This is a genomic window from Pseudomonas sp. NUPR-002, from assembly GCF_056322725.1.
Genome location: NZ_CM150476.1, coordinates 5,418,983 through 5,444,217 on the forward strand (window position 1 = coordinate 5,418,983; position 25,235 = coordinate 5,444,217).

The following is a 25,235-nucleotide window of genomic DNA, read 5'->3' on the forward strand; positions in this document are numbered from 1 at the left end:
ATTCAGGGATGAACAAATGAAATCTTTCAACTACACCGTACTGGCAGTTGCACTCTTTGGTCTGGCTGGCGTTGCTCAGGCTGCGACTTCTTCCGGGCAAAGTTACGATACTGCAATTGTCGTTGGCGGCACCCAAGACGCAGGCATACCCAATCACCCAAGTGCCAACGGTGTTCCGGCGGTTGGCGTCAAAGCCTTCCACAACGGTGCAAAAGTTGCCTTCAGCGGCCTGAAAGGCATGGTCCCCACCGACACTCATGGTGTCACCACCATCACCGCAGCCATGATGCCTCCCTCCCACTCGGCATTGGGCAACTTCGACTTCAAACAGGTTGCCAGCCAGCAGGTGTACTACGGTGAGTGGTCGCAGAGCGGCGCCAACAACGATCCAACTCGCACCGTTTATTACTCTGGTGACACCACCGGCCGCGTACTGCCAACCGCCAGCGTGACCTACGCCGTGCAGGGCATCAACAACTACTCCGGCGGTAACCTGATGTCCGGTGAGCTGACTGCATCGTTCGGCACTGCCGCGCCAACACTGACCGGCTCGTTGAGCAACAGCACCCTGAAAGTTGCGCTCAACGCCAACATCAACACGGCTAACGCCAGCTTCAGTGGTAACGCCTCGGCCCTCAACCCAACCAGCAATGCCATTCTGTCAAGCGGCACCACCCAAGGCAGCTTCTTCGGCGCAGGCGCCACCGCCTCGGTGGCCGGTATCGCCAAGTTTGCCAACCGCAACTACGACACCGCTTTCGGTGGCGTTCGCAAGTAAGTAGCGGGTTGATCCTGAAGTAGCACCATCGAGCAAGTGCCTGCAGGTCGGGCACTTGCTTTTGGTGCATTGAAGCGACTCTGAGAGCCTGGTAATGCCCCAGTTCTATTGCAAGCGATCACTCACGCACCACCTTCTGCCCTTTTCCCTGCTGATGTTCACGACCCAGGCCGCACTCGCCGCCGATCAGGACACCAGCCTGCGCCTGAACCAATCCATCGAGTACCGCGCCAACCAGCAAGAGCGCGAGTTTCTCAAAGACGAACTGCCCAACGACACCGCCGCGCCACTGCTGACCATCGACGGCCAAAGCTACAGCGTTGGCAACAACCTCGATGAACTGGGCCGCGCGGTGTACTTGTCCATCGAGCGCCAGCAATGGCTGCACGCCAAGGACTACCTCCAGCGCTACACCGCCTTGCCCGGCCACGACCCGATGCTCACCGCCTACGCCAACGGTGCCCTGGCCCGCGCTTCAGGTGATCTCGACCAGGCCGAGGACTACTATCGCCAACTGCTGGCGATGCAAGCGGACTTTCTCCCCGGTCGCCTGGAACTGGCGCGGGTGCTGTTCGAGAACCGCAAAGATCGCGAATCGACCACCGCATTCAAACAGATCAGCAGCAGCCTCAGCCCCTCGGATGCGCAGGCCATGGGCCTGGGCAAAACCGTGGACAGTTTTCTCCAGGCCCTGGACCACCGCGAAGACTGGCAAGGCTCGCTGGCCGTCGGCCCAATCTGGGCCGACAACCTCAACCAGTCCTCTGAAAGCACCGTGGTGTACCGCATGGAGACTGATCAGGGCCCCTACCTGATCACCCGCTCGCTGCCCAAGGCGGTGTCGGCCCACGGCGTGGATTACGAAGGCACGCTGAACAAACGCGTGGCCATCAGCGGCCATCACGGTGTGTTCATGCGTTCGCTGTGGTACGGCCAGGCCTACGACAAAGAGAGCAAGTACAACGAAGGCACGCTGATCAACAACGTCGGCTACAGCTACCACGACGCGCGTAACCAGTACTCGCTGGGGCCCTCATACGAGTTCAACACCATTGGTGACAATGCCATGTACAGCGCCTGGGGGCTGCGCGGCGAGTGGATGCACACGCTGTCGGCCACGCGCATGTTCAAGCTTGAAGGCGACTACAAAGACATGGCCTACAAGCACGACATCAACAGCAACCTCGATGGCGATACCAGCTCGGTGTACGCCACCTTGTGGCAGGCCCTGCCCCGGCAATGGACGCTGTTCGGCGGCATCGATTTCAGCGACCGCAACGCCCAGGACCGCACCGCCGCCTACTTTCAGAAGGGCCTGCGCCTGGGCGTCGCCAAGGACTTCGAGGTGGGCTTGAGTGCGGTGCTGTTCGCCTCGTACCGCACGCGCCAGTACGACGCCTACAGCGCCATCCTCGATGACCGGCGCAATGAAGACGAGCAAAGCTACACCTTCATTCTGCGCGCGCCGCGGCTGGCCGTGTATGACCTGGTGCCGAGCCTGACGGTCAAGTACAACAAGGTCGAGAGCAATATCGACTGGTTGTATTCCTACGATAGGAACAGCGTCAGTTTGAAGCTGGAGAAACAGTTTTGAAGATCGCGGGGCAAGTGGGAGCGGGCTTGCCCCGCGAAAAGCCACCCGTCAAGGCTGCTCAACAGAAACACGGGTCACCCAAGGCGTATATTGCTCGATCCTGATCGGCAAACTACGCGCCAGCAAGCGTAACGCCCGCTGACTGTCATCGGCAGGCAGTACAGCCGTTACCCGCATCAGCTGCAGCGCCTTGGCATCGAACACCAGGTAACCCGGGTGATTGCGCGCCAGCCGCTCAAGCACCACGTCCAGGGATTGGTCACGCACCCGCAACTGATGCAGCTCCCACGCCTCATCGATCGCCGCCGCATCGATGCGCTGCAGTGCTCCTGGCCCAGCGCTGTCAAAGCGCAGTTCCTGCCCGGCCTGAACGGCCACACGTTTATCGGCACTGTCGACCTCGGCAGCCGACTCGATCATCGCCACCCGACTGAAGTCAGGTAGTTGCTCGACCACAAAGCGGGCAGACAGTGCACGCACACTGCCGTGCTCGGTCAACACTTGAAAAGGCCGTGCTTCATCCTTGACCACATCCACCCGAATTTCCCCGCGCACCAGGCGGACCGTACGGCGCCGACCATCGAACTGCAGATCAACCGCCGAACTGCCATCAAGGCTGATACGGCTGCCATCGGGCAGTTGCTGCATGCTCCACTGAGCGGTATTGGTGCGAATATCGGCCAACAGGTACGACGGCGGAAACTGCTGCAAGGCGACCCCCACCGCCAGCAACAACAGGGCAGCCAACGCCAACGCCTTGAGCGGCTGACGACGCGTTCGTCGCCGGGCAATGCTCTCCAGCGCCAGCCGTGCGGACTCACGCGGCAAGTCACCCAGCGCCGCCAGGCTGCCTTGCAACCGCTCGATAGCCTGCAAATGCTCAGGATCGGCATCGAGCCAGTCGCGAAAGGCATTACGCTCGGCCGCATCGACGTTGCCGTCCAGACGCACCAGCCATTCGGCAGCTTCTTGCAGCACGCGAGCAGAAGGAGACTTGTTCATATCAACGCACGTTGGCCACTACCACCGCCAGCCCTAGCCCCATTAAAGCGACACCAATTAGCCGATCGACCAGCAACTGCCTGTCCAGCATGATCCGGCGTAAAGATGACGAAGAAAAGAACAGCGCGACCAGGCTGAACCACAGCCAATGGGCCGCCGACATGAACAGACCGTAGCCAAGACTGGTCGCCAACGCACTCCCCGGCTGTACTACCTGAGTGTAGGCACTGACCACAAAGAGCATGGTCTTGGGATTGAGTGCGTTGGTCAGAAAGCCCGAGCGAAACGCTGCCAGTTCACCGAGCTGACTGCGCGGCGTATCGCCTTCCAGAGAAATCCGCGTGGTGTTTGTGAACGACTTGTACCCCAGGTAAATCAGGTAGCCCGCCCCCAGCACCTTCATCGCCAGAAACAATGTCGGGGTCTGGCTGATAATCACGGCAATACCGAGCACGGTGTACAACACATGCACCTGCACACCCAAGGCGATCCCCAACGCAGCGGACAACCCGGCACGACGGCCAAAGGCATAGCTGCTGCGGGTGACCATGGCAAAGTCGGCACCCGGGCTGATCACCGCCAGCACGGTGAACAGCGCAATGGCAAATAGCTCGTTCACAAAAAGCTCCTCGATCTGCTAAAAAAACACACAGAACATTGATTCAACAACACCCCGTAGGAACGGGCTTGCCCCGCGACCCCTCAGCACATACCCCTATTATCAAAACCTTCGCCCAGCAAAAAAAACGATTTATAGTGCGACAAATCCGCTAGTTTTCCTCACACATATGAAGCTCCCAGCCCTCTCTGCCTTTCGCTATTTCGACGTCGCCGCCCAGACCCAAAGCTTCGTGCGCGCCGCCGAGCTGCTCAACGTCACCCACGGCGCAGTGAGCCGCCAGGTGCGGCTGCTGGAAGAGTCGTTGGGCGTGGAATTGTTCGAGCGGCGCAACCGGGCGATCTTCCTCACCCCGGCGGGCCGCGCCCTGCACGGCACCACCCTGTCGGTGTTCGAGCAGTTGCAAGGCGCGGTCTATCGCCTGCAACAACAGGCCCGCGAGAACGTGCTGGTGCTGTCGTGCGAGCCAACCATCGCAATGAAATGGCTGATCCCTCGCCTACCGGCCTTCCATGCCGCACATCCCGACATCCACCTGCACCTGGTCGCCGCCGGTGGCCCCATCGACTTTTCCCGCAGCGGCGTCGACCTGGCCTTGCGCCGCGATGACTTTCGCTGGGACGCTGACCTGCATGCGGTAAAGATCTGTGACGAATGGGTCGGGCCGGTGAGCAGCCCGCAACTGAGCTACCCCGACCAAGGTCTGGACGGCCTGCGCCTGCTGCACAGCGCATCGCGCCCCGGCGCCTGGAACACCTGGTTGCGCCACAGTGGCGAGTCAGACAAGGGCAGCAGTCGCGCCGATTACGAACATTTTTACCTGTGCATCCAGGCGGCCGTCGCCGGGCTGGGCGTGGCCATGGCGTCGTTTCTGATGGTGCAGGACGAAATCGACAGCGGTCAGTTGCAGGCGCCGCGCAGCTTCCTACAGGATCAATCGGCGTATTACCTGCTGTGCCCGCAGGCGATGGCTGGCGATGACAACTGCCTGCGCTTTACCCGGTGGGTCAGCGAACAAGCCAGCGCCTGCCTGGCTCATTTGCTGTGAGTCAAACCGTTCCCCGGCAAGGCACAAAACGAAGAACCAGCAGTGAAATCCCCGCCCCAGGTGCGAAAACCTGCCGTATCGATATGAATGCGCCCTGACGGGTATCGCCCCAGGCCCATGTTCCAGGCCTTACCCTGGGTTTGCCAGAACGTGCACAGCGGGTTGGGATCGGCCCAGGACGGCAGCAGCAGATCAACTGCAAATGACTGGGTATGGGCACTGCCCAGCGCGCCACCGGCGCAGCGATTCAGCCGTGGGTCGCGGTACGCCGATACCACTTCGTAGCGCGGCAATATGCCTTTCTCGGTCAGCGTCTTGAGCAATTGCAGGGTCGAGCGTACGGCTGGCCACTGCGCAGCGGGCGCCACGGCAAAGGGTTGTGCCGAGCACAAGCGCCAGTCACTGGCCGAGCGCAGCAACTGCGAAATCGGCACCACCCCGTACAGGCGCGCGTCCACCAGCATCTCCCGGAACCCGCGTGTTTCATGGTCGCCAGCCCAGTGGGCGAACATGTACAGATCTCGTTCATCGCCCTGCGCCTGGACACTGCTGAACAGCGCCAACAGAACACCCGCGTGAATACCCGCCTTGCGCCACACGGCCATCAGCATTCTCTCCTTCCCTGTACGCGGAAAACGTCTTATGTATGGCAACCCTCCCGTCGCGAGGAGGTCATGACAAGGAGTTAAGCATGTACACCACCGCACGACTGGCACTCGGACTGAGCGCTCTGCTCGGCAGCGCTACCGCCTTGGCCGATAGCCAAATCAATCTGGGTGACGAGGCACGCGTGGCGCGGCTGTTCGCCTACCCCAACAACTGCAACGTGATCTGCTTCCGTGACTGGACGCTGGAAAAAACTGTTGAGCATTACCTGAGCCAAAGCGTGCAACGTGATGGCTACCCCGCCGCTAACGTTCGCGTCAGCCGCGACAATCATCACCTGTACGCAGAGATCCAAGGCGTGCCCAGTGATTACAGCAAGCCACTGGCAGCCTTGCTCGACACAGGTGAACTGGCCTATCAGGGTGCCCGTCAACTGAACAGCGAAGGTAAGTGGGCCTATAACTGGAGCCTGTTCCTGCCGCTGGGCATGGCCCTGGAAAACCGCCGCAGCATTGAACTGCTGCACTTTCCGCCGGACTACTCATTGACCCAGGCCCAGGACTACCTGCGCTCCAACACCACCGACCGCTGGGCCACGCTGCTGACCCACAACGGCATCCCCAGCGAGCAGACGCCGGCTTACCAGACCATCATCGACATCGCCCCAATCGCCGCCCCCGCCAGCGCCGGTAAAGCGCTTGAAGGGGTGTATGGCTACTTCACGGACTACCAGGTGCGCATGGTCCGGGAACTCACCCATACGGGCAGTGGCGCCTCGCTGCCGATGGTCGCGTTTGGTGCGCCGGTGCGTAGCTGGATCGAGCAACAATATGGGCCTGAACTGGGTGTGCTGGGGCTGGTCAGCATCCAGCCGCAAACCGGACAACGCGTGGCCGTATTGGGCGCCAACCACCCCAGTGCGATCTGGTATGCCGCAGACAAGAAAAACCACGATGGTGATCAAGACCAGGCCGACAAAGCGGGCTTGAAAATGATGGGCCAGGATTTGAGTGCAGCCTGCTGGCAGGCGGGCATGGGGCGAAATCCGCTGGCGGATGCCCAGGCCACCTTGGGGGCCTGCACACAGAAATGGCAGGTGACGGCGAAGAAGCAGACCTGCGAGCTGTTCTTTCGCAGCATTCGCGACATGACACCGGTACAGGCTGGTGCCAAGTGCAACACCGGTGCAGTGACGCGCATGCTGCGCGACCTGAAGAACACCTGACTCTTCTGTAGGAGCGGGCTTGCCCCGCGATAGCAGTGTGTCAGTTACATTGCATCGCGGGGCAAGCCCGCTCCCACAGACAGAGTGATCAGTCTTGTGGGCGCAGCCGGTACTGCGGCGGCAACTGCTCAGGGCCACTGATGGTGGTGTTCAGGCTCTTCCAGCGACCATCCTTGATGCCATAGATGCAGCCATGGATCGACAAGCTCTGCCCACGGTGCCAGGCGTTCTGCACAATGCTGGTATGGCCGACGTTGGCCACCTGCTGAATGACGTTGAGCTCACACAGGCGGTCCACCTTGGCTTCGCCTTCCAGCGCCGCCAGCTCGTTGCGTTTCTCGTAGTACAGGTCGCGAATCGAGCGCAGCCAGCCGTCGATCAAACCCAGCTGTCGATCTTGCATGGCCGCACGCACGCCGCCACAGCCGTAGTGGCCGGTGACCAGGATATGTTTGACCTTGAGCACATCCACCGCGTACTGAATCACCGACAGGCAGTTCAGGTCGGTGTGCAGCACCACGTTGGCGACATTGCGGTGCACGAACAGATCACCCGGCAGCATGCCGACGATCTCGTTGGCCGGCACCCGCGCATCGGAACAACCAATCCAGAGGAATTCAGGCGTTTGCTGCCGAGCGAGCTTGGCGAAGAAATCCGGATCTTTCTGTTTGATCGCATCGGCCCAACGCGCGTTGTTATCAATCAGCTCTTGTAGATCGTGCATGCTCGCCTCTTCTCACTCAATCAGGGTACAGGCCATCACCAGGGCATCTTCGCGCCCTCCAGCGACCGGGTAGTAGTCGCGGCGGCGGCCGATTTCGTTGAAGCCGTAGCGCTCATACAAGCGGTAGGCCGACTGGTTGCTGGCACGCACTTCAAGGAAGCACTCACGACCGTTCAGCTCGTAGGCGCGCTTCATCAGCTCTTCCAGCAGACGCAAACCCAGGCCACGACCCTGGCTTTCCGGCTTGACGGTAATGTTGAGCAGGTGCGCTTCGTCGATGATCACGTTGATCACGCCGTGCCCCACCTGTTGCTCGCCTTCGAACATCAACCAGATTTCATAGGACTTTAGCCCGTCGAGAAAAATCCCCCGGGTCCAGGGGTGGCTGAAGGCGGCGTATTCGATTTTCAGTACGGCATCCAGATCCGCCTCGGTCATCCGGCGGAAGCTGATTGTGTCACTCATCACTTGGTTTCCAGCGCGCCATCAGCCGGCGCATGGCTTGCCAGACGTCCGCTTTGCGTTGCGGCTCGTCCATCAACAACTCAAGCCCCGGCAAGGCCCAGGCAGTGCCCAGGCCTTGAACCGGCAGCTCGCGGTAATAGGCCTCGGCGTCTGCCTCACCGGCGTAACGCACGGCAGGCAATCCGATCAGCCAAATGCAAACACTCGGCGTTTCTTCCAGCCGGGCCTGAATAAAGCCCTGGACAAAATCGGTGGCCGCTTGTGGCCCCTGGTCAAGATTGCCACGCACCAGCAACGGCCAACGCACCGGCTCGCCAATGATCTGCGGGCTGTCGGGCAAGCCGGCGGCACGTAGCATGTCTTTGAGCAACAGGTAGGAGGGATCGCGGCTCTGGAACGGCTCGCCAGTCGCCAGCTCTACCAACAGCAGGCAGCTGCCAGCTCGCAACAATTGCAGGGCAAAGCGCGGTGGCGGCAGTGGCTTGGGCTTGAAGACCTCTGCAACTGGTTCAGCCGACTCCACTGGCTTGCTGGCAGCCTTGGGCGAATTGCCAGGGCGCGGAATCTCGATCTTCGGTCGCTCGCCACTGCGCGCCTGCGGCGCATTGACCAACACCGGCGCAGGCGCCGCCGACGGCGCGTCGAACTCGGGCAGCGCCTCAGGCACCAGTGGCTGCAACAGCTCTGGGCGCGAAGGGGCGGCGAACGGCAGCTCGGTACGCGGCAGCCAGTGCACCACTTGCATGGCGTTGAGGTAAGCGCGGCGGCGGGACTCGATTAACAAGAAGGATCGGCCATCTGTGGATAAGTCAGGGCCAGTATTCTAACGTTGTTCGCCGCCGGGCGCCGCTGTTGATCGGCAGAAAACCGCCCAACAGCAGCTTCGAGCGATCAGGGGGTGAATCGACAGGCGCCTGATGCAGTACAATCGGCGCTTTTATTTGGCAACGAGTCGAACCGCCAATGATCGAACCCAAGCGCGTCCTGCGCGCCCTAGCCGAACACTGGGCCTTGCTCGAGCCCCTGTGCGAGCGCTTCGACGGGGGCACCCTGAGCCTCGGCGAACTGCGCCAGCAACTGGCCAACCAGCAGTTGGAGAGCACGCCCCAGGACATCACCAGCCTGCTCGATGTGTGGATCCGCCTGGATATTCTCGTGCCGGTGGCGAAAAGCCCCAACCGCTTCGAGCTCAATGCGCAGATCCACGACTTCCTCGCCTACCTGCGCCGCGAACACCGCCTGGGCCTGTGCCTGGAGATCGAGGCCTACCTGCGTCACCTGGAGCGTCTGGCCGGGCACATTCAGGACGCCTTCGAGATTCGTGACGGCAACGACCTGGCGCGTCAGCTGCGCCTGCTCGACATGCGCGTTCGCGACGTTCTGAAAAAACTCGACAACGACGAACAGGCCCTGGTTGCCGTGGCCGAACGGGCCAAGACCAGCGATCGCCAGATCCCGCTGCGCCAGCGGTATGCCGAGGTGCTCGCGACCTGGGATGAATACGTCGAACCAATGATCCAGCTGGTGAACGCCGACGGCGCCTTCGAACAGGGCGTGCGCAAGGTCGAAACCGTGCTGCTGCGCCTGCTCGGTGAACAGGCGCGCCTGGGCCACCTGGTCGATGACGACATGCTGCTGCGCACCCACGCGCGCATCCTGGAAATGCAGACCAGCGCCCAGCTGACCTTGCGCCATGCCCGCGAACTGCTGCTGCCGCTGCGCGAAGAAGCCCGCCGCCACAACGCCGTGACCCGTGGCGCCGCCCTGGCCCTGTCGGTGATCCGCCGCAAAGGCCTGGACGCCGTGCCGCAGGCTGCCATGCCGATGTTCACCCGGCCGCAGAGCACTTTCCTCGGCAGCGCCAGCCAGGTCGAGGCCTATGTCTACGCCCTGGCCCGCTTCGAACCGAAACCTGCGCGCTTCCCCAAAGCGCACAAGAGCCACAAAGGCGAGGCGCCGCGCGCACCGCGTACGGTCAAGGAAATGCTCGAACGCTGCGAAGACGCCCTGCCACTGCCCGACCTGATGGTCTGGCTGCTGGAGCAAGAGCCTGAAGGCGCCACCGATGAACTGCTGTACTGGTTCTCGCGCCTGTCGCGGGAAAAACGCTTTACCCGCGAGCGCCTTGAACGCCGCGAATACACCACCCGCGAACACCTGGTCAGCCTGCGCTCCTTCGCCCTGACATCGAGCCGCGAACCATCGCCTGAGCCTACTGCGAGCCCTGCCCATGCATCTTGATCTTTCCGAACTGTCCCAGCTCGCACCGATCTTCCGCGAGCTGTTCAAGGGCTTTCACATCAGCCGCCGCGACCCGGAGCTGTACGCCCAACTGTCGAATTTCCAGGACCAGTACCGTGGCCTGTTCAAGGCCCTGGGTTTTGAACTGGTCTGCGACACCCGTGGTTTCTATTACTTCGTTCCCGACCAGGCCGCCGCGCAGGTCAACAAGACCGCCCAGCGCCTGTCGTTGTTCACCTTCATTCTGGTTGAGCACCTGGCCGACCAGGGCCGCGACCCGATGTCGGTGCTCGATGGCGGCAGCCTTGGCCGCGATGAGCTGCCGTCGATGCTGGAGAAGTACCGCGACCTGTTCATCCAGGCCGAAGTGCAAACCCCGGACGAGCTGGAAGAAAAGATCATGCGCCGCATGACCCAGCTCGGCTTTGCCCACGAAGAAAACGGTATCTACCGCTTCCTGCCACCGATGCACCGCTTCCTCGACGTGTGCCTGTCGGTCCAGCAAGACCGCGACCTGGCCGCCAGCCTGCACAGCAACTTGCCGTTGCCAACGCCGGTGCTGGTCGAAGAAGAAAGCCCGGAAGAGCTGAACCGTACCGACGACCCGCTCGACCTCAGCCCGTTTGAAGAAAGCGAAGAAGACGCCTTGGCCCGCGCCATCGCCGAAGAGCAACAGGAGATTGACGCATGAGCCAGGAACGCTACGGCATTCGCCGCTTCGCACTGCTCAACACCGCCGGCTACAGCCTTGGCCTGTTCCCCCTGGAACACCCGCTGTCGGTCTACGGTGCCAACAACCTGGGCAAGAGTGCCTCGATCAACGCCCTGCAGTTCCCGATCCTGGCGCGCATGTCCGACATGAGTTTCGGCAAATACAGCCTGGAGCAGTCGCGGCGTTTCTACTTCGCCAGCGACACCAGCTACATCCTCTGCGAAGTCAACCTGCCCCACGGCCCCCATGTGATCGGCGTGGTCGGTCGCGGCCCGGGTGGCGGCTTCGGTCACCAGTTCTTCGCCTATGCCGGTGAACTGGACCTGGCGCATTACCAGAAGAACGACACCTGCCTGCGCCAGAAAGAGCTGTTCAGCAACCTTGAGCGCAACGGCCTGAAAGCCTACGAGCTCAAGCCCGACGAACTGCGCCGTCTGCTGGTCGGCGGCCACACGACGGTGCCGCTGGACCTCACTCTGATCCCGCTGCGCTCCACCAGCGAGCAAAGCCTGAAGACCTTCCGCGCGCTATTCATCAACCTGCTGCACATGCGCGAAATTACCGCCGCCAAGCTCAAGCAGCTGTTCCTCGATGCCTTCGAGCACAGCCTGCGTTCGGGCAGCGTCGACTACATCGCTGCCTGTGAAGAGGCGTTCCGCGATGTCCGTCGCATGGAGCAGGACTACAACTCGCTGGTAGCTGCCGGCCCGCTGGTCGAGGCCCTGGCCAACGGCGTGGTCCAGCGCGACATCCTGCGCGGCAAGCTGCATCGTCTGTCACCGCTGCTCGACTCGCTGCTCGGCACCTGGCAAGACTACGCCAGCGCCCGCAAAGAAGAGCTGGTGATCCAGGCCGAGCACTATAAGAACGAGCAGGACAGCCTGCAGAACGACCAGCGCGGCGGCACCCAGGAGCTGATGCGTCTGGAGCGTGAAATCACCGGCGTACAGCGCTGGCTCGGCGAGCTGTCAGTACTCAAGCACCGCTTTGCCCTGGTCGATGACGTCAAAGTGCTAGAACAGCAACTGCTGGCCGCCAAAGACGCCCACGACGAGCTGGCCGGTGCGCTGGCGCAATCGCGTCAGTTCAGTGCCGAAGACCTCGAAGAGCGTCTGCGCGACCTGGAAAAACGCCTGAAGTCGGTGAAACAGCAACTCGACCACGCCGACAACAACAGCTACGCACGCCTGCGCGAAGAGTTCTCCCAGCAAGATGTCGAGCGCCTGATGCGCCTGTTCAACGGCGCCCTGTTCAGCTTGCCGCTGGGCGAGCGCGGCATCGAGCTGGACGACAGCGACGTCTGGGTCAAATCCCTGGAGGCGGTGCTCGACGGTTTCAAAGGCGAGCGTTTCGAAGCCCCGGGCCTGTCGATTGACCTGTCGCACATCGAGCCGCCAGCGCTGCAGGCCCTGGCCGACCGTGCCGCCCTGCGCGACCAGAAGGAACGTCTGGAGAAAGAGCTCAAGCAGCTGAAAACCCAGCAGGCTGTGGCCGCCGACCGCGCCGCCAGCAAGACCCAGACCGAAGCCTTGTATCAGCAAGTGCTGGATGCCCAGAAGGCGCTGGAAGACTTCCGCCGCAGCCAGACCCTGGCCGCCGAAGAAGGCGACAAGCTTGAACAACTGGCGCAGATGGAAGCCGCCCAGGACGAACTCAAGCGCTCCAGCGATGCCTTTACCGAGCGCGTCCAGCAACTGTCGGCCAAGCTGCAACTGGTCGGCCGCCAGATTGCCGACATGGAAGCCAAGCAACGCACCCTCGACGACGCCTTGCGCCGCCGTCAGTTGTTGCCTGCCGACCTGCCGTTCGGTACGCCGTTCATGGAACCGGTCGACGACACCATGGACAACCTGCTGCCGCTGCTCAACGACTACCAGGACAGCTGGCAAGGCCTGCTGCGGGTCGATGGCCAGATCGAAGCGCTGTACGCTCAGGTACGCCTCAAGGGCGTGGCCAAGTTCGACAGCGAAGACGATATGGAACGTCGCCTGCAGTTGCTGATCAACGCCTACTCGCACCGCACCGAAGAAGCCCTGACCCTGGGCAAGGCGCGCCGTGCAGCCGTTACCGACATCGCCCGGACCCTGCGCAACATCCGCAGCGACTACGACAGCCTCGAGCACCAGCTGGCCCTGTTCAACCGCGAAATCAACAAGCGTCAGGTCTCCAACCTGGAGAGCTTCCGCATTGTGCTGGCGCCGAACAAAGAAGCCCTCAAGCACATCGACCAGATCATCCACAGTGCTGGTCAGTACGAAGAAGGTGAAACCCTGTCGGTGTTCGACCTCAACGCCAGCGCCGAACAGGACAACAAGAACGAAGAGGCCAAGGAGTACCTGGCACGGCTGGTGGCGGCCAACCACAACCAGTTGGGTCTGAAAGACTTGTTCGAATTGGCCTTCGAGATCACCAAGGTTGGTGGTCAGCCGGTGATCCACACCGACATCGACGGTGCGGCCTCCAACGGCACCACCATGACCATCAAGGCGCTGACCAACATGTACTTGTTGCTGCACCTGATGGACCGCGACCTGGCGGGCCGTGTACGCCTGCCGTACTACCTCGACGAAGCCGCCGACATCGACGAACGCAACCAGGCAGCACTGCTGGAAACCAGCTTGCAGCTGGGCTTCGTGCCGATTCTGGCCAGTGTTAAACCGCAGGTCTCGGCGCACGTTGCCATCGACCTGGAAGGGGGTAGCGGGCCGAACGGGATCTACATCGACGAGGCCGACTGGAAGTACATCAGCCGTCGCGATGTGGAGAAGGCGGTGGTGCGTAAAGAAGAAGAGGAAGAAGCTTCGGTGTGAAGCTGATCGCGGGGCAAGCCCGCTCCCACCAGACCAGTGGGAGCGGGCTTGCCCCGCGATGTATCACTTGGCCCAGGGCAAAATCGGAATCGCCGTCACCGCATTCTGCGGGCTGCCTTCGATCAGCCGATCCGAGTACACCAGGTAAACCAGGGTGTTGCGCTTCTTATCGAGGAAGCGCACTACCTGCATGGTCTTGAACACCAGCGAAGTGCGCTCTTTGAACACTTCCTCGCCATCCTTGAGCTGCCCCTTGAAGTTGATCGGCCCCACCTGGCGGCAGGCGATCGAGGCTTCAGCGCGGTCTTCCGCCAGGCCCAGGCCACCCTTGACGCCACCGGTCTTGGCCCGCGACAGGTAGCAGGTCACGCCTTCCACCTTAGGGTCGTCGAAGGCTTCAACGACGATACGGTCGTTCGGCCCGACAAACTTGAACACGGTCGACACCTGGCCGATTTCCTCGGCCGCTGCCAGTACCGGCACTGCCAGCAGCGCGGCTGCCACTATCCCTTTGAGCACGGTTGTTTCCTCAGACCAGAATCAGGTTGTCGCGATGTACCAACTCGGGCTCGGCGATGTAGCCCAGCAGGCCTTCGATCGCTTCAGACGACTGCCCGATGATTTTCTGTGCTTCCAGGGCACTGTAGTTGGCCAGACCGCGGGCAACTTCAAGGCCATCAGGCCCGACACAGACGACCATTTCGCCACGGCGGAAGCTGCCCTGCACGGTCTTGACGCCAACCGGCAACAGGCTCTTGTGGTCGGTACGCAGCGCTTTCACCGCGCCATCATCGAGCACCAGGGTGCCGCGGGTCTGCAGGTGACCAGCCAGCCATTGCTTGCGAGCCGCGAGCATACCGCGCTCAGGCGACAGCAAAGTGCCCAGGCGCTCACCAGCCTTGAGGCGATCCAGCACGCGCTCCAGGCGCCCGCCAACGATGATGGTGTGGGCACCGGAGCGTGCTGCCAGACGCGCAGCCCGCAGCTTGGTCTGCATGCCGCCACGACCCAGTGCGCCGCCGGTGCCACCGGCCACCGCATCCAGGCTTGGATCGTCAGCACGGGCTTCGTAGATCAGTTGTGCATCAGGGTTGTTACGCGGATCGGCATCGAACATGCCGTCGCGGTCGGTGAGAATCACCAACAGGTCGGCTTCGACCAGGTTGGCCACCAGCGCTGCCAGCGTGTCGTTGTCGCCGAAACGGATTTCGTCGGTGACCACCGTGTCGTTTTCGTTGATCACCGGCACCACACCCAGGTCAACCAGGGTGCGCAGGGTGCTGCGGGCGTTGAGGTAACGCTTGCGGTCGGAGAGGTCGTCGTGGGTCAGAAGAATCTGCGCGGTGTGCCGGTCATGCTCGGCAAAGCTCGACTCCCAGGCCTGCACCAGCACCATCTGACCGATCGAGGCGGCAGCCTGCAACTCGTTCATCGCTGCCGGTCGCTTGGCCCAACCCAAGCGGCTCATCCCGGCGGCAACCGCCCCGGACGATACCAGTACCAGTTCAACACCTGCCTCATGCAACGCCACCATCTGCTCGACCCAGACACCCATGGCCGCGCGATCCAGGCCCTTGCCATCTGCTGTCAGCAGGGCACTGCCGATTTTCACGACCCAGCGCTGCGCACCCGTCACCTTGCTCCGCATCTTCTTCCAACCTATATAGATCTTTAGATACTAAAACGCCGCTCCAGAGAGCGGCGTTTAGTGTACTGCAACGCGTCAGTCGCGCACGTAAATGATTTCCGGACCGTCTTCGTCGTCGTCATCCCAATCATCGTCATCGTCGTCGCCGATGTCGTGCACGCTCTTCACGCCGCTACGGCGCAGCGCACGGGCATCGTCCAGTGCTTGCAGCTGGGCACGGGCTTCGTCTTCGATGCGCTGATCGAGATCAGCCAGCTCTTCGGCGTAGGCCGGATCGTTGGCCAGGCGGTCGGCGCGGTCTTCGAGGTAACGCATGATGTCGCGGCTAAGCTGCTCGGTGCCCTGCTTGGAGATCGCCGAGATCACATAGACCGGGCCTTCCCACTGCAGACGCTCGACCACTTCCTTGACGCGCTCATCACGCTCGTCGTCCATCAGCATGTCGCACTTGTTCAGCACCAGCCAGCGATCACGCTCGGCCAGCGACGGGCTGAAGCGGGTCAGCTCGTTGACGATCACTTCGGCGGCATCGGCGCTGTTGCTTTCGTCCAGCGGCGCCAGGTCGACGAGGTGCAGCAACAGGCGCGTACGCGCCAGGTGCTTGAGGAAACGGATACCCAGGCCAGCACCGTCGGAGGCACCTTCGATCAGGCCAGGAATGTCGGCGATGACGAAGCTTTTCCAACGGTCGACACTGACCACACCCAGGTTCGGCACCAGGGTGGTGAACGGGTAGTCGGCGACTTTCGGCTTGGCGGCCGATACCGAACGGATGAAGGTACTCTTGCCAGCGTTCGGCAAGCCCAGCAGACCAACGTCGGCCAGCACTTTCATTTCCAGTTTCAGGTCACGCTGCTCACCCGGTTTACCCGGTGTGGTCTGGCGTGGCGCACGGTTGGTACTGGATTTGAAGCGGGTGTTGCCCAGGCCGTGCCAGCCGCCCTGCACCACCATCAGCTTCTGACCTGGCTTGACCAGGTCACCGATGACTTCCTGAGTAGCGGCGTCGATCACCGTGGTGCCGACCGGCACGCGCAGGATCAGGTCGTCGCCCTTCTTGCCGGTGCAGTCGGTGCTGCCGCCATTGGAGCCGCGCTGGGCTTCGAAATGACGGGTGTAACGGTAGTCGACCAGGGTATTGAGGTTTTCGTCGGCAACCATGAACACCGAGCCGCCATCGCCACCGTCACCGCCGTTGGGACCGCCGTTCTCAATGAATTTTTCGCGGCGGAAGCTCATGCAACCGTTACCGCCATCACCGGCTTTTACCCGGATCGATACTTCATCAACAAACTTCATAAAAATCGCCTCTCGTCAGCTGGACGAGCTGAGTGACACAAAGACATAAGGCTCTTGCAAAAATGAGCGCGGCGGCCCCCGTCAACGACCGAAACACCAGCGCCGGCAGCCCATACAAACAGCTTTGCAAGAGACTCACCCCACAAACGAAAAAGCCCCGTCGCGAGACAGGGCTTTTCCAGCGTGCGCACGATTACTCGGCGACAACGCTCACGTAACGGCGGTTGAACTCGCCTTTTACTTCAAACTTGATCTTACCCGCGATCTTGGCGAACAGGGTGTGATCTTTACCCATGCCAACGCCGTAGCCAGCGTGGAATTGGGTGCCGCGCTGACGCACGATGATGTTGCCAGGAATGATAGCCTGGCCGCCATACATCTTCACGCCAAGGCGTTTGGCTTCTGAGTCGCGACCGTTACGGGTACTACCACCAGCTTTTTTGTGTGCCATGGTTCAATTCTCCAGAAATGGGATTTAGGCGATTAAGCCGAAATACCGGTGATCTTGATTTCGGTGAACCACTGGCGGTGGCCCATACGCTTCATGTGGTGCTTACGGCGGCGGAACTTGATGATGCGCACTTTGTCGTGACGACCTTGCGAGATCACTTCAGCAACAACCTTGGCACCAGCAACGACTGGAGCGCCGATGTTCACGTCGTCGCCATTGGCAACCAACAGAACGCGGTCGAAAGTTACGGATTCGCCAGTGGCGACTTCCAGTTTTTCGATTTTCAGGTATTCACCTTCGGCGACTTTGTACTGCTTGCCACCGGTAACAATTACTGCGTACATGGGTATTTCTCCGATAATCCTGCTCACCCAGCTCTTTATAGGAAGAGTATTGGCTGGCATGGCTGCATAGGGCTGGAACGGCCCAGTGCAATTGCGTAAGGCAGGTGCTGCCCAGGAAGTTCAGGGTGCGCGATTGTACGCAACGCGCCCGTTCCTTGCAAGTCCCGCCCCCGGCCCGCAAGGACCGCGCCTTGACACACCGGGACCCGCGACCTAGCATGCCGCGCAACCTTTATGGAGCACCTGTGGCCGATGCAACCCCAAGCTTTCTACCGCGCGGTAGCGGACGATTTCAGCGCCGTTGACGAGATTATCAAGAAACAGCTGACTTCGCGTGTACCGCTGGTATCGAAAATCGGCGATTACATCACTTCAGCCGGTGGCAAGCGCCTGCGCCCGTTGCTGGTGCTGCTGTGCGGCAAGGCGCTGGGTCGCGAAGGCGACGATGTGCGCCTGCTGGCCGCCACCATCGAATTCCTGCACACCGCCACCCTGCTGCATGACGACGTGGTCGACATGTCCGGCATGCGTCGCGGCCGCTCCACTGCCAATGCCCTGTGGGGCAACGCACCGAGCGTGCTGGTCGGCGACTTCCTCTATTCGCGCTCGTTCGAAATGATGGTCGAACTGGGCTCGATGCCGGTCATGCAGATCCTCTCCAAGGCCACCCGGGTCATCGCCGAAGGCGAAGTCCTGCAGTTGTCCAAGGTGCGCGATGCCAGCACCACGGAAGAAGTCTACATGGACGTCATCCGCGGCAAGACCGCCATGCTGTTCGAGGCCTCGACCCACAGCGCCGCGGCCCTGGCCGAGGCCACGCCAGAGCAACGCGAAGCCCTGCGCACCTTTGGTGACCACCTGGGCGTGGCATTCCAACTGGTCGACGACCTGCTCGACTACAAAGGCGATGCGCAAACCCTGGGCAAGAACGTCGGCGACGACCTGGCTGAAGGCAAGCCAACCCTGCCGCTGATCTACACCATGCGCGAAGGCACTGCCGAGCAGGCTGCGCTGGTACGTCAGGCCATCCAGAAAGGCGGTATCGAAGACCTTGAAAGCATCCGTGCTGCGGTCGAAGCGTCCGGCTCCCTGGACTACACCGCACAATTGGCACGCGACTACGTGGCCCGTGCAATTGCCTGCCTGGACGTGCTGCCGGCCAGCGAATACCGTGACGCACTGGTTGAACTGAGCGAGTTTGCGGTCGCGCGTACGCACTGATTCCGAGCTGTCTCCTATCGCGGGGCAAGCCCGCTCCCACAGCGTCCTGTGGGAGCGGGCTTGCCCCGCGATTGCTTTCCCCCTCTGACAGACAAAACCCTATACAATGTAGGTCTTGTATCTGTACGTCCTAGAGGAACCCTAGTGAGCACTTTGCCACCCTGCCCTAAATGCAACTCCGAATACACCTACGAAGACGGCGTCCAGCTGATCTGCCCCGAGTGCGCACACGAGTGGTCTGCCACCGGTGAAGCCGAGGCAGCGAGCGATGAAGCGGTCAAGAAGGACTCGGTGGGCAACGTCCTGCAAGACGGCGACACCATCACCGTGATCAAGGACCTTAAAGTCAAAGGCACCTCGCTGGTGGTCAAAGTCGGCACCAAGGTCAAGAACATCCGCCTGTGCGATGGCGACCACGACATCGACTGCAAAATCGACGGTATCGGGCCGATGAAGCTGAAATCGGAATTCGTCCGCAAGGTCTGAAGCCCTGTGGTTTCGGGGCTGGCTGCCAGCCTCGAAACCCCTCGCTGCACCACTGGGCATATTTTTGCCAATAGCCCCTTGCTATTTTGATAATAAGAATTATTCTCATTGGACGCTTCCAAGGAGAATAGCCATGACTTATCTGATAGACGCCTGGCTTGACCGCCCGCACCCTTACCTGCGCATCCTGCATCGGGAAACCGGTGAGGTCTGTGCCGTGCTCGAGCAAGAAGCACTGGACGAGCTGCGCGACCAGGGTGATCTGGACCTTAACGGTTTGAATTCAAGCGAGCCGATTGTGCTCAAGGAACTGGTGAGGAACCTGTTCCTGTTCTGCTATGCGCGGGCGTTGCGCCCGAATGCTGAGCTGTATTGAAAGCATCGCGGGGCAAGCCCGCTCCTACAGGAGCGGCTTGCCCCGCGATAGGTATTACAGAACGTCGAGCAGTTCGACGTCGAACACCAGTACGCTGTGCGGCGGGATGCTGCCAACGCCCTGAGCGCCGTAAGCCAGCTCGCTCGGAACGTACAGGCGCCATTTGCTGCCGGCGTTCATCAGTTGCAGGGCTTCGGTCCAGCCAGCGATCACGCCGCCAACCGGGAATTCTGCTGGCTGGCCGCGCTCGTAGGAGCTGTCGAACACAGTGCCGTCGATCAGGGTGCCGTGGTAGTGAGTGCGCACGCTGTCTTCACGGGTAGGCTTGGCGCCTTCACCGGCGGTCAGCACTTCGAACTGCAGGCCCGAAGCCAGGGTGGTGATGCCGTCACGCTTGGCGTTTTCAGCCAGGAACGCTTTGCCTTCGCCAGCGGCGGCTTCGGCCTTGGCTGCAGCTTCAGCCTGCATGATGTCACGGATGACTTTGAAGCTGGCCGACAGGTCTTCTTCGCTAACGCGGCTGGCCTGGCCATTGAAGGCGTCGGTCAGACCGGCCAGGATGGCGTCCAGGCTGACACCCGGTGGCGGGTTGTCGCGCAGTTGGCCACCCAGTTGACGGCCGATGCCGTAGCTGACGCGGGTTTCGTCGGTAGACAGATTGATTTCGGACATTTGCTTGCTCCGCAGCAGGGCGCACGACAACCGCGCCCTTTATGAAAAGGGCGAGCAGCCTAGCACACTGCGGCAAAGCAGTTCAGCTACCAGGCAGAACGTCGTGGCATCGGTATTTTCAAGTCGCCGTCACCGGTGTTGCTGCCGCCGACCATTTCGTCGTCCATCGACCAGTGCACCAGATGCAGCGGTACCGCAGGCAAGCCGTCGAGCAGACGCTGGGCATCGACCACCGAATGCACTTTCAGACGTTGCCCCTTGGAATCGGACAGTGGGTGAGCGTGGCCTTTGACACGGGCCTCAAGAATGAAATCGCCGCCTTCCAGGGCTATCAGGTTGAGCTCTTCGACATGACCGGCCTTGGCCTCTGTGTTCAGTTGTTGAAGGTTCATTGCGATACCTCGCTACTGGAACGTTGAGCAGGCTTTTCAAGTGACCGTTCATTTTTTGTACAGCCTGCGCCAAAGCACAAGGCAAAAACGCAACCGCCCGTCCGTTTTACAACGGACAGGCGGTCATTTGTGGCGTCAAACAGCGCGATCAGTGCTTGGTCAGCTTGTCCAGGTAGCCCATGGCAAAGGCCGAGACCACGAAGGTCATGTGGATGATGACGTACCACATCAGGTACTCGGTCTCGATGTTCCGCGCGTCCATGAACACCCGCAGCAGATGGATCGAGGAGATCGCCACGATGGATGCTGCCACCTTCATCTTCAGCGAAGAGGAGTCCATCTTGCCCAACCAGTTGAGCTTTTCCTTGCTCTCGTCGATGTCCAGTTGCGAGACGAAGTTCTCGTAGCCGGAAATCATCACCATCACCAGCAAACCACCGACCAGGGCCATGTCGATCAGCGAGAGGATCACCAGGATCAGGTCAGCCTCGGCCAGCGAGAAGATGTTGGGCAGCACATGGAAGATCTCCTGGAAGAACTTCAGTGCCAGCGCCAGCAGGCCCAACGACAGACCAAAATAGATCGGAGCGAGTAGCCAGCGCGAGGCATACATCGCATTTTCGATAATACGTTCCATTGAAAACTCGTCAGGTGGCGAAAATAGCGAGCGCGAGTATAAACAGCCAGCCATGACAGAAAAAGCCCGTGGCACGCTGCCACAGGGGCAGCGCCAGGGAGAAGCGGCAAATACGCGAGTGCGGCGTCAGGTTTCCGGATTGAACTGGAAATCACCAACGTGATGGACGCGCTCACCATTGACCCGCCGCAGCTGGGCTTGCAGGTGCACACTCCAGATCTGCGGATCGTCGGCTACCTGATAACCGTGCAGGGTCAGGCTATCGACGATGGCTTCAAGCACCGACTCGGCCACGAAGGGACCATGAAAAGGCCCTTGGGATTTGATTGCAGAAGGTTGCTCACCGGCCATACCGGCGGCGAATAATAGGGTCCACATGCCGTTGTCGCCGGCCAGTGGGCGAATGCTGCATTCAATGCGGGTCACCAGGCCCAGGCATTGGCGGGTGAGGCTGAGGCTGCGCGGCATGGCGACGATCCTCGGGAAACCCTTGTTCAACCCTGCGGGCAAGGCTGTTTCTATCCTGAAATGACTGCATTCCCTGACTAGAAGAATAGAAGAATTCTGCTCTCGCGTAGAAAAACCGGCGCCCAGCGGTACTGACCGCTGCGGCGCCGATTATTTGACTCAGGACGTCTTGATCTGCGCGGCGGCTTGTTGAGCCAGCGCTTGCTCGGCCTGCTCCTTCTCGGCCTCTTTAAGGTCCTCTTCGCTGATCATTTCGGCGATCACCCGCAAGCGTTCCACCACACGGGCGTTGACGCTGCCCTCGGGGAATTCGCCGTCGGCATTGGGTTCACCGGCCGGCTCGCCCACCAGCAGGCTCAATGCCTCGTCGGCCTGGCTGACGGCATAAACGTGGAACATGCCCTGGCGCACCGCCTGCAACACCCGTTCATCGAGCATCAAGGTGGCAACGTTAGCCCGCGGGATGATTGCGCCCTGTTCGCCAGTCAGTCCGCGTGCTTCACACAAGCGGAAGAAACCTTCGATTTTCTCGTTGACCCCACCTACTGCCTGCACTTCACCGAACTGGTTGATCGAGCCGGTGATGGCGAAGCATTGCTTGAGCGGTGTCTTCGACAAGGCGGAGATCAGCGTACAGACTTCACCCAGCGACGCGCTGTCACCGTCGACATAACCGTAGGACTGCTCCAGGGCAATACTCGCCGAGATGGCCAGGGGGAATTCCTGGGCATAGCGGCTGCCGAGGTAACCGGTGAGAATCATCACCCCCTTGGAGTGAATCGGCTGGCCGAGGTTGACCTCGCGCTCGATGTCGACGATGCCGCTACCGCCCGGATAGACCGTGGCCGAAATACGCGCCGGTATCCCGAACGCCGAATCCCCTACCTCCAGCACGGTGAGGCCGTTGCACTTGCCAACGGCCGCGCCTTCGGTGTCGATCAGGATGATCCCCGCCAGCATGTCGTCGAGAATCCGCGCCGATACCCGGCCGGTACGCGTGGCCTTGGCCTTGAGCGCCCGCTCGATATGACCGGCATCGGTCATCTCGTCGTTGGCCAGGTGACGGATAAAGTCCGCCTCGCTGACCAGCTGGAACAGGTCGCCAATGCGGGCCGACAAGCGCCCCTGGTGTTCAGCCAGACGCGCACTGTAAGTGGCCAGGCGCGCCACGGCGTCGGCGCTTAGCGGCGCCATCCCCTCTTCGCTGGTGCGCGTTTTGAGCAACTGGGCGAACTGCTCCAGGCTCTCGTCGACCATGGGAATGTCTTCGTCGAAATCGACCAGCACCCGGAACATCTCCTGGAAGTCCGGATCGTGGTCCTGCAGGGCGTAATACAGCTGGCGCGAGCCGATGATCACCACCTTGATGTTCAGGGCGATCATCTGTGGGTTGAGGGTGACGGTGGCCAGGCGGCCAAATTCGCCCAACGGCGACTCCATCTTCAGCTTGCGTGACTGCAGGGCACGCTTGAGCGCATCCCAGACAAATGGCTCACCGAGCATCTTCTCCGCTTCCAGAATCAGGAAGCCGCCATTGGCGCGGTGCAACGCACCGGGGCGCAGTTGGCGGTAGGTGGTGTACAGCGCCCCCTGATCAGTGCTGTATTCGATCCGGCCGAACAGGTTGTCGTAGGTCGGGTGCGGCTCGAACACCACCGGCGCGCCGCCACTGGCATGATGGCCTACTACCAGGCTTGGCGAGTACTGCTCTTCCAGCAGCTTGCGCGCCTGGGCATCGGTCTTGCTGTCATCCACCAGTTGCTCGACCACCGTGCGCAGCAGGTTGACTTGCACCCCTTGCAGGTAGGCGCAGACGCCAGCGTTTTCTGCGTATTTTTCCGACAGTGGCGCCAGCAACGGCTGGAGCGCCAGGGTGATGGTCTCTTCGTTGAGTTGGCGTAGCTGATTGTTCGACTCACGCTTCCACTGCGGCAGGCTGGCCAGCTCCTCATTGAGGCGCTCCTCCAGCTCAGCGATGTCTTCATGGAAACGTTCGCGCTCGGCCTCGGGCAGCTGGGCAAACTCCGCCTCGTCCAAGGCCTTGCCGTCGGCCATCGGGGTGAAGGCGACGTTGCTGCTGTCTCGGTACAGGGCGACATCCTTTTCCAGCGAGGCGCGCTCGATGACATCCAGCGCGCGGTCGTAACGCTGATTGAAGGCGCGGTCGATGGCGCTCTTCTTCTGTTGGTAAGACGGGTGCTCGAACACGGCCGGGAACGTCGCCAGCAGGTTGTCGATCAGGCCACCAACGTCGCTGATGAAAGCCCCAGCACTACCTGGCGGCAGTTCCAGTGCACGCGGTTCGCGAGGCTCGTCGAAATTATTGACATAGACCCAGTCCGACGGCGTCTGCAGGCGCTTGCCTTCGGCCTTGAGGTAACGCTTTACGAACGAAAAACGCCCGGTGCCGGGCTCACCCATGACAAACACGTTGTATCCGGGACGTGGCATGGCGACGCCAAATTGCAAGGCTTCGACAGCACGTTCCTGGCCAAGCACACCGCGAAAAGGCTCCAGATCATTGGTGGTGGAAAAGTCGAACTGTTCGGCGGAAAACGGCCGGGTCAAGGCTTCTGGCGCAAGACGCAGGCTCGCAGCGACAGGATCGGGCATCGGGCTTCCTTACTTCGGCGGGGCAGATGAAAGCATTCTGGCGCTGCCTGCCTGCGCCTTGCAAGGCTCATTGGCACAATATGTCGCAGGGGCGAAAACCTGCACTACGTCAACATTCCTCAGCAATTTTTCGCAATAAATCACGGAACCCTTAGATCGTGCCTAAACTCCATAACTGCGCGGCTGGGTAAACAACCGACCCGCCCCTGGCAACTCTGCTGACAGACACGCCAGATCACCCTGACCTTTGGTATCTACGACTAGAAAGAGAACAAAGCTATGAAACGGATTCTTCTGGGTACTCTGTTCACCGCGGTCTCCCTCAACGCCATGGCCCAGGCGCCCGGCGGACCGGACTGCGGTTGGGGCAACATGCTGTTCGAGGGCCAGCGCGGTACTCCGGCCCACTTCCTCGCCTCCACCACCAACGGCACCTCCGGCAACGCCACCTTCGGCATGACCTCGGGCACCAACGGCTGCTCGACCAACGCGGCACTGACCTATGGCGGCAAATCCTGGTTTGCCATGAATGGCATGATGAATGAGCTGTCCGAAGACATGGCAAAAGGCCAAGGCGAAGCCCTGACCACTTACGCCGTGGTGCTTGGGGTAGCACCAGAAGACCGTGCGCATTTTGCAGCGGTCACTCATCAACACTTCCAGGACATTTTCAAAACCGCGGACGTCACCGCTGAAGATGTTCACACCAACACCCTGGCGGTGCTCAAAAGCGATCCACGCCTGGCCAAATACGCAACCCAGGCTTAAGCTCGGCCCACCCGCCCCACACCGGGGCGGGTTGTT

The 25,235-nt window shown here is 61.1% G+C and carries 27 protein-coding genes; 11 read left to right on the forward strand and 16 right to left on the reverse strand.

Annotation, left to right across the window (positions count from 1 at the left end):
- The first annotated feature begins 16 nt into the window (after nt 1-16).
- Nucleotides 17-778, forward strand: a complete 762-nt coding sequence (locus ACVWSC_RS25040; RefSeq protein ID WP_442109811.1) for a Slam-dependent surface lipoprotein — start codon at nt 17-19, stop codon at nt 776-778.
- A 94-nt stretch (nt 779-872) separates the two neighbouring features.
- Nucleotides 873-2,372: a surface lipoprotein assembly modifier gene (locus tag ACVWSC_RS25045; protein ID WP_442109813.1), complete on the forward strand. Its 1,500-nt coding sequence runs from the start codon at nt 873-875 to the stop codon at nt 2,370-2,372.
- A 48-nt stretch (nt 2,373-2,420) separates the two neighbouring features.
- Here ACVWSC_RS25045 and ACVWSC_RS25050 read toward each other — a convergent pair whose 3' ends face one another.
- A complete protein-coding gene (locus tag ACVWSC_RS25050) occupies nt 2,421-3,374 on the reverse strand; it encodes a FecR family protein (protein WP_442109815.1) in 954 nt (317 codons plus the stop codon).
- 1 nt (nt 3,375) lies between these two features.
- On the reverse strand, nt 3,376-3,993 hold the full coding sequence (locus ACVWSC_RS25055; RefSeq protein ID WP_442109817.1) for a LysE family translocator: 618 nt from the start codon (nt 3,991-3,993) through the stop codon (nt 3,376-3,378).
- 169 nt (nt 3,994-4,162) lie between these two features.
- On the opposite strand from ACVWSC_RS25055, the gene ACVWSC_RS25060 reads away from it, so the two are divergent.
- Nucleotides 4,163-5,041 (forward strand): LysR substrate-binding domain-containing protein, encoded by an 879-nt coding sequence (locus ACVWSC_RS25060; protein WP_442109819.1) that lies wholly within the window; start codon nt 4,163-4,165, stop codon nt 5,039-5,041.
- On the opposite strand, the gene ACVWSC_RS25065 is transcribed toward ACVWSC_RS25060, so the two are convergent.
- Complete coding sequence (locus ACVWSC_RS25065; protein WP_476461714.1) at nt 5,029-5,652, reverse strand: D-Ala-D-Ala carboxypeptidase family metallohydrolase; 624 nt, start codon at nt 5,650-5,652, stop codon at nt 5,029-5,031. The two genes, ACVWSC_RS25060 and ACVWSC_RS25065, sit on opposite strands and share 13 nt — an antisense overlap.
- A gap of 80 nt (nt 5,653-5,732) precedes the next feature.
- Here ACVWSC_RS25065 and ACVWSC_RS25070 point away from each other — a divergent pair, with 80 nt between their 5' ends.
- Nucleotides 5,733-6,872 (forward strand): hypothetical protein, encoded by a 1,140-nt coding sequence (locus ACVWSC_RS25070; RefSeq protein ID WP_442109823.1) that lies wholly within the window; start codon nt 5,733-5,735, stop codon nt 6,870-6,872.
- A gap of 88 nt (nt 6,873-6,960) precedes the next feature.
- Here the strand turns inward: ACVWSC_RS25070 and can are convergent, their stop codons facing one another.
- Genes can through ACVWSC_RS25085 form a run of 3 tightly spaced genes read right to left on the reverse strand, consistent with a single transcriptional unit; the run spans nt 6,961 to nt 8,845 of the window.
- Nucleotides 6,961-7,596 carry a carbonate dehydratase gene (can, locus tag ACVWSC_RS25075; RefSeq protein WP_442109825.1) on the reverse strand — a complete coding sequence of 212 codons (636 nt, stop codon included), beginning with the start codon at nt 7,594-7,596 and terminating at the stop codon, nt 6,961-6,963.
- A 12-nt stretch (nt 7,597-7,608) separates the two neighbouring features.
- Nucleotides 7,609-8,061: a ribosomal protein S18-alanine N-acetyltransferase gene (gene rimI / locus ACVWSC_RS25080; RefSeq protein WP_133215307.1), complete on the reverse strand. Its 453-nt coding sequence runs from the start codon at nt 8,059-8,061 to the stop codon at nt 7,609-7,611.
- Nucleotides 8,054-8,845, reverse strand: coding sequence for an energy transducer TonB (locus ACVWSC_RS25085; protein WP_442109827.1), 792 nt, complete (start codon nt 8,843-8,845; stop codon nt 8,054-8,056). The genes rimI and ACVWSC_RS25085 overlap by 8 nt, the downstream gene beginning before the upstream one ends.
- A 179-nt stretch (nt 8,846-9,024) precedes the next feature.
- On the opposite strand from ACVWSC_RS25085, the gene mksB reads away from it, so the two are divergent.
- From mksB to mksF, 3 genes are read left to right on the forward strand one after another with little or no spacing between them, the layout of a single operon-like run.
- On the forward strand, nt 9,025-10,302 hold the full coding sequence (gene mksB, locus ACVWSC_RS25090; RefSeq protein ID WP_442109829.1) for an Mks condensin complex protein MksB: 1,278 nt from the start codon (nt 9,025-9,027) through the stop codon (nt 10,300-10,302).
- A complete protein-coding gene (mksE, locus tag ACVWSC_RS25095) occupies nt 10,292-10,993 on the forward strand; it encodes an Mks condensin complex protein MksE (RefSeq protein WP_442109831.1) in 702 nt (233 codons plus the stop codon). The genes mksB and mksE overlap by 11 nt, the downstream gene beginning before the upstream one ends.
- Entirely contained in the window at nt 10,990-13,824 is a 2,835-nt protein-coding gene (gene mksF / locus ACVWSC_RS25100) for an Mks condensin complex protein MksF (protein WP_442109833.1), read from the forward strand. The genes mksE and mksF overlap by 4 nt, the downstream gene beginning before the upstream one ends.
- 63 nt (nt 13,825-13,887) lie before the next feature.
- Here the strand turns inward: mksF and ACVWSC_RS25105 are convergent, their stop codons facing one another.
- The 5 genes from ACVWSC_RS25105 to rplU all read right to left on the reverse strand — a co-directional run bounded on the left by ACVWSC_RS25105 (nt 13,888) and on the right by rplU (nt 17,566).
- Nucleotides 13,888-14,343 (reverse strand): CreA family protein, encoded by a 456-nt coding sequence (locus tag ACVWSC_RS25105; protein WP_442109835.1) that lies wholly within the window; start codon nt 14,341-14,343, stop codon nt 13,888-13,890.
- A gap of 10 nt (nt 14,344-14,353) precedes the next feature.
- A complete protein-coding gene (proB, locus tag ACVWSC_RS25110; protein ID WP_442109837.1) occupies nt 14,354-15,472 on the reverse strand; it encodes a glutamate 5-kinase in 1,119 nt (372 codons plus the stop codon).
- A 75-nt stretch (nt 15,473-15,547) separates the two neighbouring features.
- Nucleotides 15,548-16,771, reverse strand: coding sequence for an Obg family GTPase CgtA (gene cgtA, locus ACVWSC_RS25115; RefSeq protein ID WP_442109839.1), 1,224 nt, complete (start codon nt 16,769-16,771; stop codon nt 15,548-15,550).
- Nucleotides 16,772-16,964: 193 nt separating this feature from the next.
- Nucleotides 16,965-17,222: a 50S ribosomal protein L27 gene (gene rpmA / locus ACVWSC_RS25120; protein WP_128322830.1), complete on the reverse strand. Its 258-nt coding sequence runs from the start codon at nt 17,220-17,222 to the stop codon at nt 16,965-16,967.
- Between the two features lie 32 nt (nt 17,223-17,254).
- Nucleotides 17,255-17,566: a 50S ribosomal protein L21 gene (gene rplU / locus ACVWSC_RS25125; RefSeq protein ID WP_038614793.1), complete on the reverse strand. Its 312-nt coding sequence runs from the start codon at nt 17,564-17,566 to the stop codon at nt 17,255-17,257.
- Nucleotides 17,567-17,818: 252 nt separating this feature from the next.
- Here rplU and ACVWSC_RS25130 point away from each other — a divergent pair, with 252 nt between their 5' ends.
- The 3 genes from ACVWSC_RS25130 to ACVWSC_RS25140 all read left to right on the forward strand — a co-directional run bounded on the left by ACVWSC_RS25130 (nt 17,819) and on the right by ACVWSC_RS25140 (nt 19,649).
- Nucleotides 17,819-18,787 (forward strand): polyprenyl synthetase family protein, encoded by a 969-nt coding sequence (locus ACVWSC_RS25130; protein WP_442109841.1) that lies wholly within the window; start codon nt 17,819-17,821, stop codon nt 18,785-18,787.
- 144 nt (nt 18,788-18,931) lie between these two features.
- Nucleotides 18,932-19,273: a zinc ribbon domain-containing protein YjdM gene (locus ACVWSC_RS25135; RefSeq protein ID WP_133215287.1), complete on the forward strand. Its 342-nt coding sequence runs from the start codon at nt 18,932-18,934 to the stop codon at nt 19,271-19,273.
- A 133-nt stretch (nt 19,274-19,406) separates the two neighbouring features.
- On the forward strand, nt 19,407-19,649 hold the full coding sequence (locus ACVWSC_RS25140) for a PA4570 family protein (protein ID WP_442109843.1): 243 nt from the start codon (nt 19,407-19,409) through the stop codon (nt 19,647-19,649).
- A 54-nt stretch (nt 19,650-19,703) separates the two neighbouring features.
- On the opposite strand, the gene ACVWSC_RS25145 is transcribed toward ACVWSC_RS25140, so the two are convergent.
- The 5 genes from ACVWSC_RS25145 to ACVWSC_RS25165 all read right to left on the reverse strand — a co-directional run bounded on the left by ACVWSC_RS25145 (nt 19,704) and on the right by ACVWSC_RS25165 (nt 24,431).
- Entirely contained in the window at nt 19,704-20,321 is a 618-nt protein-coding gene (locus tag ACVWSC_RS25145; protein WP_442109845.1) for an FKBP-type peptidyl-prolyl cis-trans isomerase, read from the reverse strand.
- Between the two features lie 86 nt (nt 20,322-20,407).
- On the reverse strand, nt 20,408-20,713 hold the full coding sequence (locus ACVWSC_RS25150; protein WP_442109847.1) for a DUF6482 family protein: 306 nt from the start codon (nt 20,711-20,713) through the stop codon (nt 20,408-20,410).
- Nucleotides 20,714-20,861: 148 nt separating this feature from the next.
- Nucleotides 20,862-21,350, reverse strand: a complete 489-nt coding sequence (locus tag ACVWSC_RS25155) for a TIGR00645 family protein (RefSeq protein ID WP_133215279.1) — start codon at nt 21,348-21,350, stop codon at nt 20,862-20,864.
- A gap of 126 nt (nt 21,351-21,476) precedes the next feature.
- Complete coding sequence (locus tag ACVWSC_RS25160) at nt 21,477-21,818, reverse strand: PA4575 family protein (RefSeq protein ID WP_442109850.1); 342 nt, start codon at nt 21,816-21,818, stop codon at nt 21,477-21,479.
- A 159-nt stretch (nt 21,819-21,977) separates the two neighbouring features.
- The gene (locus ACVWSC_RS25165) at nt 21,978-24,431 is read right to left on the reverse strand and encodes a Lon protease family protein (protein WP_442109852.1); all 2,454 of its coding nucleotides are present in this window, start codon (nt 24,429-24,431) and stop codon (nt 21,978-21,980) included.
- Between the two features lie 279 nt (nt 24,432-24,710).
- Here ACVWSC_RS25165 and ACVWSC_RS25170 point away from each other — a divergent pair, with 279 nt between their 5' ends.
- Nucleotides 24,711-25,199, forward strand: a complete 489-nt coding sequence (locus ACVWSC_RS25170) for a DUF3015 domain-containing protein (protein ID WP_442109854.1) — start codon at nt 24,711-24,713, stop codon at nt 25,197-25,199.
- The last annotated feature ends 36 nt before the right edge of the window (nt 25,200-25,235 follow it).